Origin of the sequence: Neobacillus sp. WH10, from assembly GCF_030123405.1 — a bacterium.
Lineage (GTDB): Bacteria > Bacillota > Bacilli > Bacillales > Cytobacillaceae > Neobacillus.
On the sequence record NZ_CP126110.1, the window covers coordinates 2134552 to 2148110 of the forward strand.

General features: G+C 39.0%; 14 protein-coding genes. 10 read left to right on the plus strand and 4 right to left on the minus strand.

Going from position 1 to position 13559, the window contains the following annotated elements:
• Positions 1–11: 11 nt before the first annotated feature.
• The gene (gene mutL, locus QNH20_RS10105) at positions 12–1916 is read left to right on the plus strand and encodes a DNA mismatch repair endonuclease MutL (RefSeq protein ID WP_283922755.1); all 1905 of its coding nucleotides are present in this window, start codon (positions 12–14) and stop codon (positions 1914–1916) included.
• Positions 1917–2098: 182 nt separating this feature from the next.
• On the opposite strand, the gene mreBH is transcribed toward mutL, so the two are convergent.
• Positions 2099–3106 carry a rod-share determining protein MreBH gene (mreBH, locus tag QNH20_RS10110; RefSeq protein ID WP_283922756.1) on the minus strand — a complete coding sequence of 336 codons (1008 nt, stop codon included), beginning with the start codon at positions 3104–3106 and terminating at the stop codon, positions 2099–2101.
• Positions 3107–3408: 302 nt separating this feature from the next.
• Between mreBH and miaA the strand changes: the two genes are divergently transcribed.
• The 3 genes from miaA to spoVK all read left to right on the plus strand — a co-directional run bounded on the left by miaA (position 3409) and on the right by spoVK (position 5770).
• Positions 3409–4365, plus strand: coding sequence for a tRNA (adenosine(37)-N6)-dimethylallyltransferase MiaA (gene miaA, locus QNH20_RS10115; protein ID WP_283922757.1), 957 nt, complete (start codon positions 3409–3411; stop codon positions 4363–4365).
• Positions 4366–4391: 26 nt separating this feature from the next.
• Positions 4392–4622 carry an RNA chaperone Hfq gene (hfq, locus tag QNH20_RS10120; protein WP_283922758.1) on the plus strand — a complete coding sequence of 77 codons (231 nt, stop codon included), beginning with the start codon at positions 4392–4394 and terminating at the stop codon, positions 4620–4622.
• Between the two features lie 200 nt (positions 4623–4822).
• Complete coding sequence (gene spoVK, locus QNH20_RS10125) at positions 4823–5770, plus strand: stage V sporulation protein K (RefSeq protein ID WP_283922759.1); 948 nt, start codon at positions 4823–4825, stop codon at positions 5768–5770.
• Positions 5771–5956: 186 nt separating this feature from the next.
• Here spoVK and QNH20_RS10130 read toward each other — a convergent pair whose 3' ends face one another.
• Positions 5957–6562: a trimeric intracellular cation channel family protein gene (locus tag QNH20_RS10130; RefSeq protein WP_283922760.1), complete on the minus strand. Its 606-nt coding sequence runs from the start codon at positions 6560–6562 to the stop codon at positions 5957–5959.
• Positions 6563–6767: 205 nt separating this feature from the next.
• On the opposite strand from QNH20_RS10130, the gene hflX reads away from it, so the two are divergent.
• The 4 genes from hflX (at position 6768) to glnA (ending at position 11228) form a co-directional block, all read left to right on the plus strand.
• Positions 6768–8027: a GTPase HflX gene (hflX, locus tag QNH20_RS10135; RefSeq protein ID WP_283922761.1), complete on the plus strand. Its 1260-nt coding sequence runs from the start codon at positions 6768–6770 to the stop codon at positions 8025–8027.
• A 14-nt stretch (positions 8028–8041) separates the two neighbouring features.
• Entirely contained in the window at positions 8042–9310 is a 1269-nt protein-coding gene (locus tag QNH20_RS10140) for a methionine gamma-lyase family protein (RefSeq protein WP_283922762.1), read from the plus strand.
• Between the two features lie 146 nt (positions 9311–9456).
• On the plus strand, positions 9457–9858 hold the full coding sequence (locus QNH20_RS10145) for a MerR family transcriptional regulator (RefSeq protein WP_283922763.1): 402 nt from the start codon (positions 9457–9459) through the stop codon (positions 9856–9858).
• A 35-nt stretch (positions 9859–9893) separates the two neighbouring features.
• The gene (glnA, locus tag QNH20_RS10150; RefSeq protein ID WP_283922764.1) at positions 9894–11228 is read left to right on the plus strand and encodes a type I glutamate--ammonia ligase; all 1335 of its coding nucleotides are present in this window, start codon (positions 9894–9896) and stop codon (positions 11226–11228) included.
• A gap of 59 nt (positions 11229–11287) precedes the next feature.
• Here glnA and QNH20_RS10155 read toward each other — a convergent pair whose 3' ends face one another.
• Both QNH20_RS10155 and lexA read right to left on the minus strand, forming a co-directional pair.
• Positions 11288–11575, minus strand: a complete 288-nt coding sequence (locus QNH20_RS10155; protein WP_283922765.1) for a DUF4257 domain-containing protein — start codon at positions 11573–11575, stop codon at positions 11288–11290.
• Between the two features lie 206 nt (positions 11576–11781).
• Positions 11782–12405 carry a transcriptional repressor LexA gene (gene lexA, locus QNH20_RS10160; protein WP_283922766.1) on the minus strand — a complete coding sequence of 208 codons (624 nt, stop codon included), beginning with the start codon at positions 12403–12405 and terminating at the stop codon, positions 11782–11784.
• A gap of 160 nt (positions 12406–12565) precedes the next feature.
• Here lexA and yneA point away from each other — a divergent pair, with 160 nt between their 5' ends.
• Complete coding sequence (gene yneA, locus QNH20_RS10165; protein WP_283922767.1) at positions 12566–12892, plus strand: cell division suppressor protein YneA; 327 nt, start codon at positions 12566–12568, stop codon at positions 12890–12892.
• A gap of 15 nt (positions 12893–12907) precedes the next feature.
• Entirely contained in the window at positions 12908–13555 is a 648-nt protein-coding gene (locus QNH20_RS10170) for a YneB family resolvase-like protein (RefSeq protein WP_283922768.1), read from the plus strand.
• The last annotated feature ends 4 nt before the right edge of the window (positions 13556–13559 follow it).

The following is a 13559-nucleotide window of genomic DNA, read 5'->3' on the forward strand; positions in this document are numbered from 1 at the left end:
GGTGAAGGCGAATGGGAAAGATTATCCAACTAGATGATGCTCTTTCAAACAAAATAGCGGCGGGAGAAGTTGTCGAACGTCCCGCCTCTGTCGTAAAAGAGCTTGTAGAAAATGCGATCGATGCCGGTAGTACCGTAATTGAAATTGAAGTTGAGGAAGCGGGACTCGCCAAAATTCGGATTACCGATAACGGCTACGGAATTGACGAAGAGGACGTTTTAATCGCCTTCCAACGCCATGCCACCAGTAAGATCAAAGATGAGAATGATTTGTTTCGTATCCGCACCCTTGGATTTCGCGGCGAAGCACTGCCAAGTATCGCTTCGGTTTCCAGGCTTGAAATGAAGACGTCTACTGGAAAAGGTGCTGGAAATCGAGTAGTAATTGAGGGCGGAAAAGTTGAAGTGTTTGAAAAAGCTTCTGCGAGACGCGGTACGGATATCACGATTACCGATTTATTTTTCAATACGCCTGCACGTTTAAAATACATGAAGACGATCCACACAGAGCTTGGAAATATTACAGATGTCGTCAATCGGCTCGCACTATCCCATCCTGAGGTCGCTTTTCGTTTAATCCATAATGAGCGGAAGCTGCTACAAACGAACGGAAACGGTGATGTTCGTCAGGTACTTGCAGCGATTTACGGGATTGCCATTGCTAAGCAGCTCGTTCCAATCAGCGGGCAATCGCTTGATTATTCTATCAGCGGATTTGCCTCGATGCCTGAGGTAACAAGGGCATCAAGAAATTATATTTCTACGATGATCAATGGTCGATTTATTAAAAACTATCCGTTGGCAAAAGCGATACAGGAAGGCTACCATACTTTGCTCCCCATTGGGAGATTTCCGATTGTTCTTCTTAATATTGAAATGGATCCTCTTCTGGTGGATGTTAATGTACACCCATCGAAAATGGAAGTTCGTATAAGTAAGGAAGCAGAACTGGATGAGCTTGTTACAACAATTATTCAAAATGCATTTAAATCGAAGATTCTAATTCCGACAGCCTATACTCCTATGAAAAAAGAAGAAGCCAAATCGGAGCAGACATCGTTAATTCTGGATGAAGGAACACCTATTTCAAATAACTATAATGAAAAATATAAGGAATGGTCTGTTCCTTCACAGACAGTTCAGGAAACCCAGACAATTCCGGTTCCAACATTTTCATCTCGTTATGTAAGAACTGAAAAAAAAGAAGAAACAGATAGTTGGGATTCAACAAAACCATTTTTCGATTCGGATGATCAAATTGTTGAATCAATTGAAGATACACTTGAGAATGATCAAATTATAGATTCTAATACCGAAAACGATCAAAGTGAAAGCAGAATCCCGCGTCTTTACCTAATCGGACAAATGCACGGGACTTATATATTTGCCCAGAATGAAAATGGCTTATATATCATCGATCAACATGCGGCACAGGAACGGCTTAAGTATGAGTATTTTCGAGAAAAGGTAGGACAGGTTCAGTCTGAGCTGCAGGAGATGCTCGTCCCAATAACCTTCGAATATTCAACAGATGATTATGTGAAAATAACGGAGAATCTAAGTGAACTCGAAAAGGTCGGAGTGTTTCTTGAAGAATTCGGCTTGAATAGTTTTATTGTCCGATCCCATCCGCAATGGTTCCCAAAAGGGGAAGAAAAACTGATTATCGAAGATATGATTGAGCAGCTTTTATCAATGAAAAAAGTCGATATCAAAAAGCTCCGTGAAGAAGCCGCAATCATGATGAGCTGTAAAGCATCGATTAAGGCGAATCGCCATTTGCGTAACGATGAAATCCAAGCACTCCTGGATGATTTACGAAAAGCATCGGACCCATTCACCTGCCCGCATGGAAGGCCGATTATCGTCCACTACTCTAATTACGAGATGGAGAAGATGTTTAAACGGGTGATGTAACTAATTGTGACCGAGAATCGAAAAAAAGCAGTAGAATGGTTACAAAAAATTGTTAATTGTGAATTGAAAAAGCGGTAGAACGGTCCTAAAAAATGATTTGTGACCGAGTTTTCCATTAAAAGAGGCTGAAGGGGGTTTTGTCCTTCAGCCTTCTTTTTTATTAAAACCTTTCACAAACAAAACTATTTTGCAGCAGCTTGCAGCTTGCCTATATATTGCAGTGCCATACCAGTTCCTACTGCCACAGATTCAAGTGGGTTAGTGGCGAGTTGCACTGGAACAAAGATTTCCTCACTAAGCCATTTCTCCATACCATTCAATAATGATCCCCCGCCAGTTAGAATTACTCCTCTATCAACGATATCACCGCTTAGTTCTGCAGGACAATCTTCTAGTGTAGCTCGGACTGCTTCTAATATATGCAGGAGGGATTCTTTAATCGCATTTCGAATCTCGTATGATGAGAGTGTAATTGTTTTTGGCAAACCAGTCACAAGGTCACGTCCACGGACATCCTTTGAAATCTCCTCATGGTCAATTAGTGCATACCCAATTTCCATTTTGATGTTTTCTGCCGTCCGTTCACCAATCAACACATTGTATTCTTTTCGAACATATTGAATAATATCGTCATCAAGGCGATCGCCGCCGATTTTGATCGAGTGGCAAGCCACCACACCACCAAAGGAAATAATGGCAACCTCTGTATTACCGCCACCGATATCAACTATCACATTGGCGACCGGTTCATCCACAGGTAAGCCTGCCCCAATTGCTGCAGCTACTGGCTCCTCAATCAAGGATATTTTTTTAGCGCCAGCATTTCTTACGGCATCTTCAATTGCTCTCCGGTCAACACTAGTGGACCCTGATGGGGTACAGACGACAACATTCGGTTTACGAATGGCAAACCCCATTTTTTTAGATGCTTTTCGTAACACGTGTTTGAGCATTTCTGTTGTAACATCAAAGTCAGCAATGACTCCATCCTTTAAAGGCCGAATAGCTACAATTTTTTCAGGTGTCTTTCCAATCATTTCTTTTGCCTCGAGCCCAACAGCCACTACGTTTTTTGTTTCTGTATCGATGGCCACTACGGAGGGCTCATTAAGTGCAATTCCTTTGTTTTTACTATACACCAATATATTTGCTGTTCCTAAATCAATTCCAATATCAAAAGTTGAAAGCATTTTTTCACCTTATCCCTTTTATTATTCAAAAATATACTACGAATAAGCCTAACATGAATATGGGGGTAAAAAGTCGTTTGTAAATGAACCGTTATCGATTTGTAAATTTACAAGAAATTTTTTTCATCTTTGGTACAAAAATGGATAAATAATTCATTCTTAAAAAACGCATAGAAAATATATTTTTTGTATATACTTATTTGATGTTCAACTGCTTTTCGAAAATGTGTTAGGATGGAAATGTGAAATTGGATTAATAGAGCCAGGCTTCACTGAAAATGGAATAAGGCAGTGTGAAAATATTGGATTCAAAACAAAAATTATTGGTTATCATTGGTCCAACCGCAGTAGGAAAAACAAAATTAAGTATCGAAATGGCCAAACTTTATAATGGTGAGATCATTAGCGGGGATTCAATGCAAATTTATCGCGGAATGGATATCGGGACAGCAAAAATCACGATGAATGAAATGGAAGGGATTCCCCACTATTTAATCGATATTAAGGAGCCTTCAGAAAATTTTTCGGTTGCTGAATTTCAACATCTTGTTCGGGAAAGAATAAGTGAGATTGCCAAAAAGGGAAAGCTTCCCATAATAGTAGGCGGAACAGGGTTGTATATCCAGTCCGTCATTTATGATTATCAATTTTCCGATGTTCCTGGAGATGAATCCTTCCGCCTTAAACTAGAAGAAAGAGCAAAGGAAATTGGTAATGAAACATTGTACAAAGAATTAATAGCGGTTGATAAAGAAAGTGCTGCACAAATTCATCCAAATAATGTTAGAAGGGTGATCCGTGCTCTTGAAATTTACCATCTGACAGGTAAGACGATGAAGGAATTTCAAAGTACACAGCAGCGTGACCTTTTGTACAATACGGCACTCGTCGGCTTAACAATGGAACGAGAGAATCTTTATAATCGTATTAATACTCGGGTAGATTTGATGATGAACGAGGGTCTTTTAGCAGAAGTGGAGAACCTATATCAACAAGGGTTACGTGATTGTCAATCAATCCAAGCAATTGGCTACAAAGAAATATATGGCTATTTGGATGGCAGGGTAAAATTGGAAGAAGCTGTAGAAAATTTAAAACAAAATTCAAGAAGATATGCCAAAAGGCAATTGACTTGGTTTCGGAACAAAATGGATGTACAATGGTTTGATATGACAGATGTGAATAATTTCTCAAAAAAAATAGCGGAAATTTCACATTATGTTGAAGGAAAGCTTCAAGTAAAATCGAATACATATTAGTAGAGATTAAAGAGGAGGATATACAAATGAAAACAACTATTAATATTCAAGATCAATTTTTAAACCAATGCCGTAAAGATAACGCCCATATTACGGTATTCTTACTCAATGGTTTTCAATTAAGAGGCCAAATTAAGGGCTTTGATAATTTTACAGTTCTTTTTGAATGTGAAGGAAAACAACAATTGGTATATAAGCATGCCATTTCAACTTTTGCACCACAAAGAAATATTCAGCTTGAATTGGATAACCAATAAAATTTTCATCTAAATTGAGTCCACACGCGTGGGCTCTTTTTATTTTTTAATATGCATCTTTCGCAGGAAAATCTTTTTTAATGAATTTTAATGGTTGTGAATACACATAGAATGAAGGATTATGCCTAACCCTATACACTTCTGAGTAGCCTAATCAAGCTACCTTACGTATACTGTTTGCAGAATGAGAGGTGATTGCTTTGGATCAACCATTTCGAATGAAAAGTAACGGTCAAATAAGTGTTGTACTCAATTCACAAAAAAGAAAAACAGTAACAAAAGAGTTACCTGACTTTCAAGTTGTTCCAAAGGTCATTCCCCCTGAGCACACGGCCCTTAAGGAAATTGAAGAGGAGCTCGGGGCTTTGGTTGGCATGGAAGAAATGAAACGAATGATAAAGGAAATTTATGCTTGGATTTACGTAAACAAGAAGCGTGAGGAAACAGGGCTGAAAGCTAGAAAACAAGCACTTCATATGATGTTTAAAGGGAATCCGGGAACAGGTAAAACAACAGTAGCCAGGCTAATTGGAAAGCTGTTTCAAAAAATGAGCGTTCTAACAAAAGGGCACTTAATTGAGGCAGAGCGAGCTGACCTTGTCGGCGAGTATATTGGCCATACAGCGCAAAAGACAAGGGATCTGATTAAGAAGGCTCAAGGAGGGATTCTGTTTATCGATGAGGCATATTCCTTAGGCCGAGGCGGGGAAAAGGATTTTGGTAAGGAAGCGATCGATACACTTGTGAAGCATATGGAGGATAAACAGCACGAATTTATCCTGATTCTGGCAGGGTATTCCCGTGAGATGGATTACTTTTTAACTTTAAATCCTGGTCTTCATTCTCGATTTCCATTAGTGATTGATTTCCAAGACTATAATATTGATCAATTAATGGATATTGCCGGCAGAATGTTGGTAGAGAGAGAATACTCGTTGAGTCATGAGGCAGAAAAGAAATTAAGAGATCATTTAATTTGGGTGAAGGCTGTGTTAAATCCTAATAGCTTTTCAAACGGCCGATACGTCCGCAACGTAATTGAAAAATCAGTTAGGGCACAAGCGATGAGGCTGTTAATGCTCAATAGCTATGACAGACATGATTTAATGACACTTAGAAGCAATGACCTTGTTTTCGAAGAAGACTAAAGAAAAAATCGGCGGGCTTATAGCAAACCGCCGATTTTAGTCCGTTTTTAAGAGATAATTATAAATTCGATTTTGATCATTCTCCAGCTCCATAAGAATAAGCTTCGGAAGCGATACTCCGCACGAAGGAAAAGCGTTGGCTTTTTCGAGGAGTGCCTAGCGGCTAGACAACTTCGCTTTTATTTGTTAATGAGCTCCAATTCTTCGTGATGGCAGTTTCCAATCAAAGGTGTAAGAAAGAACACGTAAAACAGTAACAAGGACAAATAAGGTATACAATTCCCAAGGATTTGATGCGATCTTGAGTCCGATGATAATACCAGCAAGAATGGCCCAAACCGCATAAATTTCAGCTCTGAGTACGATCGGCTTTCTTCCTGCTAATAAATCACGGATAATCCCACCCCCGATTCCGGTCAAAACAGCTGCAACAATTACAGCACTAAGTGGGTGGTTCATATTCTCAGCATACATTGCGCCCTGAATAGCAAACGCGGACAGGCCTATTGCATCGAAGAAATTCCCCCATTTTTGCCAGTGTTTAAGAAGGTTGCTTGGAAATAAAAACACGGCAGTCATCGATAATAAGGCAATGTGAAATAATAAGCTCTGTTCCCATAAAGCAGAGACGGGTACACCAATTAACAGGTTTCGAATCGCCCCGCCGCCAAAAGCGGTGACAATTCCTAGAATGTAAACTCCTAAAATATCATATTCCTCTTCCATGGCTACAATTGCTCCACTGACGGCAAAGGCAATAGTGCCAATCATGCTTAAAACTTCCCATGTCATTATGTCTGATTTCTCCTTGATGTCTATGTATCAAAAAACTATGATAATAGATAAATCCGTTTAAATAACAAACAATAAAATTTTATCATGATGCAGGAAAATTACAACAAATTTTTTATATCATAAAAGGTATGGGGAAATTAGAGAAAGCAGTCGTTTTTTGTTATGATGAGTGGTAGAGCTTTTAGAGAAGGAAGGATGCCTAGTGGAACAAAAGGAAACGAAAGAGAGAGCAATCCTTGTTGGCTGTCAAACTAACGAGAATGATGATTTACGTTTTCATTATTCAATGGAAGAGTTAGCCTCATTAACTGAAACCGCTCAAGGCGAAGTATTGATTTCAGTTGTCCAAAAACGGGATCGAGTTCATTCAGCAACCTATATAGGGAAAGGGAAAGTGGAAGAACTAAATACGCTTGTTGAGGAACTTGAAGCAGATATTGTTATTTTTAATGATGAACTCTCTCCGAGTCAAAAGAGAAATCTTGCTTCCGAGGTGAATGCTCGGATTATTGACCGTACCCAACTTATTTTAGATATTTTTGCACAAAGGGCCCGGTCCAAAGAAGGTAAACTTCAAGTGGAACTTGCACAGCTACAATACATTTTACCTCGCTTAGCTGGCCAAGGCACTGCATTATCTCGTCTTGGTGCAGGGATTGGAACAAGAGGGCCTGGGGAAACAAAGTTAGAATCGGATCGCCGGCACATCCGCCGCAGAATCGATGATATAAAAACACAGCTATCGGTCATCGTACAGCACCGTGATCGATATCGGGAAAGAAGAAAGAAAAACAAAGCCTTTCAGGTTGCAATTGTCGGCTACACCAATGCCGGGAAATCAACTCTTTTTAATCGATTATCTGAAGCGGAATCCTACGAGGAAAATCAATTGTTTGCAACACTTGACCCGATGACACGTAAATTAATTTTACCAAGTGGATTTTTATCTTTAATTACCGATACAGTTGGTTTTATTCAAGACCTCCCAACGGCACTAATAGCTGCATTTCGCTCAACGCTTGAGGAAGTAAAGGAAGCGGATCTGCTTCTTCATGTGGTTGATATGTCGAATTCGGATTATTTTCATCACGAGAAAACGGTAAAAAGACTGCTTGATGATTTAGAAATAAAAGATATTCCACAGTTAACCGTTTATAATAAAAAAGATATTCAGCATCCTGATTTCGTTCCAACTGCTGATACACCGACTGCTTTTATTAGCGCATTTGATGAAAAAGATCGTCATACATTGAAGGAGAAAATGGAACAGGTAATCATAAAAATGATGAATCCTTACGAAGTCCAAGTACCTTCGACGGAAGGAAAACTCCTTTCGCAATTAAAAAATGAAACAATTTTAAGGGAGCTTACCTTTGAAGAAGAAGGTCAATTGTATCGATGCAAAGGGTATTCGCTGCAAGATCATCAAATAACAGGTCAATTACAGAAATATAAAATATAGATAGGAGTAACAGCATGTTCCAACAATTAAAAAATGGGGAAAAACTCCGGCCGATTGTAAGAGAGGTTGAAAAACAAGTCTCTGCAATACATAAAGAAATAGATGAGAGAATTGAAGTCAATCAATTTCGGGTATTAAGAAGTTTTCAAAACAAACGGGTGAGTGATTCTCATTTTATTCCGTCAACAGGTTATGGATATGATGATATTGGCCGTGATACACTTGAATTAGTCTATGCAGATGTCTTTGGAGCGGAAGCAGGACTTGTTCGGCCGCAAATAATTTCCGGTACGCATGCCATATCAATTGCTTTATTTGGTGTTCTCCGTCCAGGAGATGAACTTCTTTATATTACTGGCAAACCATACGATACACTTGAAGAAATCGTGGGAATCCGCGGTAACGGGATAGGCTCATTAAAGGAATTCGGAATTTCCTATGATCATGTGGAACTTACTGATAAAGGCGGAATAAATTGGGATGCCGTTTCTCAGAAAATAAAAGCGAATACGAAATTGATTGGGATTCAGCGCTCTAAAGGGTACGCCACAAGGCCATCATTCACGGTTGAGGAAATAGGCGAGATGATTAAGTTTGTCAAAGAAATCAAACAAGATGTAATCGTGTTTGTTGATAACTGTTATGGGGAATTTGTTGAAGAACTGGAGCCTTGTCATGTTGGTGCGGACTTAATGGCGGGATCTCTGATTAAAAACCCTGGCGGCGGAATTGCTAAGACTGGCGGCTATATCGTCGGTAAAAAACAATGGGTGGAGGCATGTTCTTACCGTATGACATCACCAGGGATCGGTGCTGAAGCCGGGGCTTCCCTTTATAGTCTGCAGGAAATGTATCAAGGTTTCTTCCTTGCACCGCATGTGGTTGGTCAGGCGTTAAAAGGTGCAGTATTTACTGCAGCTATGTTGGAGAAAATAGGAATGAATTCTTCGCCAAAATGGGATGCTAAGAGAACGGATTTAATTCAATCGGTGCAGTTTAATGACCGGGATAAAATGGTTGCTTTTTGTCAGGCAATCCAATTTGCTTCACCGGTTAATTCCTACGTAACACCGCACCCAAGTTATATGCCAGGATATGAAGACGACGTCATAATGGCAGCAGGAACCTTTATCCAAGGTGCAAGCATTGAACTAACTGCAGATGGCCCTATCAGATCGCCCTATGTTGCGTATGTTCAAGGCGGCTTAACCTATGCACATGTAAAAATGGCAGTTTGTCTTGCTATAGATCATTTGGCGGAAAAAGGATTAGTTGAACTGTAATAGGCAAAAACACTAAATGGACAGCTTTGATAGGTTGTCCATTTTTATTTTTAAAAACCATGTTAGAAAACCTAACATGTAATTGACATATTATCTAACACCGAATATAATGGCAATATGATTTAATAAAAAGGAGGAGAAATTTGGTGAGTGGAAAAGAAATTCGCCGATCCATGCCACTGTTTCCCATCGGAACCGTCATGCAGCTAACAGAACTAACTGCCAGGCAAATCCGCTATTATGAAGAACACCAATTGATTTCTCCAGCAAGAACCGAGGGGAACAGGCGACTATTTAGTTTAAATGATATTGATAGACTGTTAGAAATTAAGGATCTAATTGATCAAGGTGTCAACATGGCAGGGATCAAGCAATTATTTTTAGTAAAAGAACAGCAATCAAATGTGTTAGAACAACAAACGGAAAAAGCAAAACGCGATCTGTCTGATGATGAGCTTAGAAAGCTTCTGCGTAACGAATTATTGCATTCAGGCAGATTAAATCGGTCATCCCTAAGACAGGGCGATATATCACGTTTTTTCCATTAACAAATGAAGTTTTTTCAAAATTGGAGGGTTTTATAATGAAAAAGTATTCAAGAGAAGACATTAAAAGGCTTGCATCAGAAGAAAACGTAAAATTTATTCGCCTGCAATTTACGGATATTCTTGGAACCATTAAAAACGTAGAGATTCCAATCAGCCAATTAGAGAAAGCGCTAGATAACAAAATGATGTTTGATGGTTCTTCCATCGAAGGTTTTGTTCGGATTGAAGAGTCTGATATGTATTTGTATCCAGATTTAGACACATGGGTTGTCTTTCCGTGGACAGCGGAAAAGGGTAAAGTAGCCCGCCTCATTTGTGATATTCACAATTCTGACGGCACTCCTTTTGGCGGTGATCCGCGTAATAACTTAAAGCGTGTTCTAAAGGAAATGAATGAACTCGGCTTCACAGATTTCAATCTCGGACCAGAGCCAGAATTCTTCTTGTTTAAATTGGATGAAAAAGGACAGCCGACATTAGAGTTAAATGACCAAGGTGGATACTTTGATTTTGCACCAACTGATCTTGGTGAAAACTGCCGCCGTGATATCGTACTGGAGTTAGAAGAAATGGGTTTTGAAATCGAAGCTTCTCACCATGAGGTAGCACCAGGACAGCATGAAATCGACTTCAAATATGCTGACGCTTTAACGGCGTGTGATCAAATTCAAACCTTCAAACTTGTAGTGAAAACCATTGCTCGTAAACATGGCTTGCATGCTACTTTCATGCCAAAACCATTATTCGGTGTTAATGGATCTGGAATGCATATGAATCTTTCATTGTTTACAAATGGAGAAAATGCCTTCTTCGAGCCTACTGGTGACTTACAGATGAGTGACAATGCCCGCCATTTCATCGCTGGAATTCTAAAACACGCACCAAACTTTACAGCAGTAACCAATCCAACTGTTAACTCATATAAGCGGCTAGTACCTGGTTATGAAGCACCATGTTATGTGGCCTGGTCTGCTCAAAACCGTTCACCATTAATTCGTATTCCTGCATCACGCGGTTTAAGCACACGTGTAGAGGTACGGAGCGTGGATCCTGCAGCAAATCCATACTTAGCAATGGCAGTGCTTCTAAAAGCAGGCTTAGAAGGAATCAAAAATAAAATAACTCCTCCTGCACCAGTTGACCGTAACATTTATGTCATGAGCAAGGAAGAAAGAATTGAAGAGGGAATCATTGATCTTCCTGCAACATTAGCTCAAGCATTAGAGCAATTAAAGTCAGATGAAGTGATTGTCTCCGGTCTTGGCGAGCACATCTTCGAACACTTTGTTGAGGCAAAAGAGATTGAATGGGATATGTTCCGTACAGTCGTTCATCAGTGGGAACGTGACCAATATATGAGCATGTATTAATATTTAGCAGATGAAACAAAAAACCCAGTTTGGAAAAAATCCAATACTGGGTTTTTTGTTTACTTTTCTTCACTGTTTTGATTCAATAATTTGAATCTATAAAGGACCACATCACCACTGATTCCGGCAATAATAGAAAAAACAGTAATCTCTACAAATGAATTTGGAGCTGTATACAGAACGAGGAGAAGAGCAGCAATTGCACCTAGAAGCAATTCTTCTAGAAAACCGAGATAAAGGAACCTTTTCGTTTTACGAGGCATAACCATTTTTCCGTGCTTTCGAACATGTCCAATGATCCCAACCGACCCACCAATCACTAAAGAGAAAATAATGTCCGTTAACACTGTTTCTCACACTCCTTAAGCCTATGATTTTTTTTGGACCTAAGGTAAAATCATGGTGTAGTATTATTATATAAAAAAATAAACAATATAAGCATGAGTAAAAATACTGAATTTTCCAAACTTTAATACAAAGTATGACACTATTTATAAATTTTCCCAATAAAAATACAAAAAAAAGCTGGGCAATGGTGCCAGCTTTTTCCACTTTAATGAATATGTCGATATACGCCAATGACTTTTCCTAGAATCGAAACATTCCTTAAAATGATAGGATCCATGGTAGAGTTCTCGGGCTGCAGGCGGATATAGTCCTTTTCCTTAAAAAATCTCTTACATGTTGCTTCGTCTTCCTCTGTCATCGCAACAACGATATCACCGTTATTGGCGGTTTGCTGCTGTTTAACAATAACATAGTCCCCGTCAAGAATCCCGGCTTCTATCATACTTTCACCCATAATTTCTAACATAAATACCTGTTCATCAGCGGGTGCAAGACTTTCTGGAAGCGGAAAATATTCTTCCACATTTTCGATTGCCGTAATTGGTATACCTGCCGTAACTTTCCCAACAACTGGGACATTTACAACTTTGTTTCTTGGAATATGTGCTGCTTCATCCACTTCTAATATTTCTATTGCTCTTGGTTTGGTAGGATCTCGACGGATAAGACCTTTACTTTCCAACCTCGCTAAATGTCCGTGAACAGTTGAGCTGGATGCAAGTCCGACTGCTTCCCCTATTTCCCTGACCGAAGGAGGATAACCTTTACTCCTAACTTCATTTTTAATGAAATCCAGGATATCCTGCTGCCGTTTTGATATTTTTACCATGATAAAATGCACCTCACCTGGTTATTGTTGTCTTTATTATAGCATGTTCTTCTATTTCATACAAACATAAGTTCGAAATAGTAGTTGACAACAAACGAGTGTTCGTATTATAATCAAACCATCAAAAGAGAACACACATTCCTATAAGAGGTGCGGAAAAATGAAAAAATTATGGAACCAATACTCGTATGCTATTACACTTATCATTTTAAGCTGTTTATTTGCTTTCATATTCTCATTTCAACATCATACCAATGAACAGGATCAATTTGTCAAAGTAACTATTTCTGAGGGTGATACACTCTGGGGAATTTCTAACCAATATGCCAAACTGCATTCTTTTTCAAACGAGGAGTTTGTAAGTTGGGTAAAGAAGCATAATGAAAACATCAATGATCAAATTTTTCCGGGTGAAGAAATCATCATTCCGATTAATAGAATAGATTCTTCACTAACAACAGAATTAGCTAGCGCCCCAGGAGAATAGAAAGGAAGCTTTTCTATGAAAGCAATTATATATTGCCGAGTCAGCACGAATAAAGAAACCCAGGAAACTTCATTAAATCGTCAGGAAGAAGAACTTATTCAGCTTGCGAAGCACTATCAATTTGAAATTGATTCTATAATAAAAGAACAAGCGAGCGGATACGATTTTGAAAGAGAAGGAATACTACAGGTATTAGAAAGAATAAAAGATCAACAGGTACAGGCTTTGTTGATCCAGGACGAAACGCGGCTTGGAAGAGGTAACGCGAAAATTGCCCTTCTGCATTGTATATTTAAAGAAGATGTTAAACTTTATAGTATTTCCCATAATGGTGAATTGGAGCTGTCAGAATCGGATTCAATGGTGTTAAAAATCGTGAGCATGGTGGAAGAATATCAACGGAAGCTTCATAATGTGAAAATTAAACGAGGCATGAAACGAGCGGTTCAGCAAGGATATAAACCGGAAAGAAATTTAAAAAACCTGGGGGAGTCCTCGGGGAGAGATAAAATTGAAGTACCGATAGAGCAAATTATAAGATTGAGAAAAAACAACTTAACCTTTGCGGATATAGCCGCTACTCTTAGAGGATTTGGTTATAATATTTCTAAAGCAACCGTACATAGAAGATACCAAGAATATATCGAATCTCAAGAAGAGTAGACCT

Bases quoted from the DNA above. Each gene is read 5' to 3' on its own strand.
- mutL (WP_283922755.1), top strand. From the start codon at position 12: ATGGGAAAGATTATCCAACTAGATGATGCTCTTTCAAACAAAATAGCG.
- mreBH (WP_283922756.1), bottom strand. From the start codon at position 3,106: ATGCTTTCAACTTTTGATATTGGAATTGATTTAGGAACAGCAAATATA.
- hfq (WP_283922758.1), top strand. From the start codon at position 4,392: ATGAAAACAACTATTAATATTCAAGATCAATTTTTAAACCAATGCCGT.
- QNH20_RS10130 (WP_283922760.1), bottom strand. From the start codon at position 6,562: ATGACATGGGAAGTTTTAAGCATGATTGGCACTATTGCCTTTGCCGTC.
- QNH20_RS10140 (WP_283922762.1), top strand. From the start codon at position 8,042: ATGTTCCAACAATTAAAAAATGGGGAAAAACTCCGGCCGATTGTAAGA.
- glnA (WP_283922764.1), top strand. From the start codon at position 9,894: ATGAAAAAGTATTCAAGAGAAGACATTAAAAGGCTTGCATCAGAAGAA.
- lexA (WP_283922766.1), bottom strand. From the start codon at position 12,405: ATGGTAAAAATATCAAAACGGCAGCAGGATATCCTGGATTTCATTAAA.
- yneA (WP_283922767.1), top strand. From the start codon at position 12,566: ATGAAAAAATTATGGAACCAATACTCGTATGCTATTACACTTATCATT.
- QNH20_RS10170 (WP_283922768.1), top strand. From the start codon at position 12,908: ATGAAAGCAATTATATATTGCCGAGTCAGCACGAATAAAGAAACCCAG.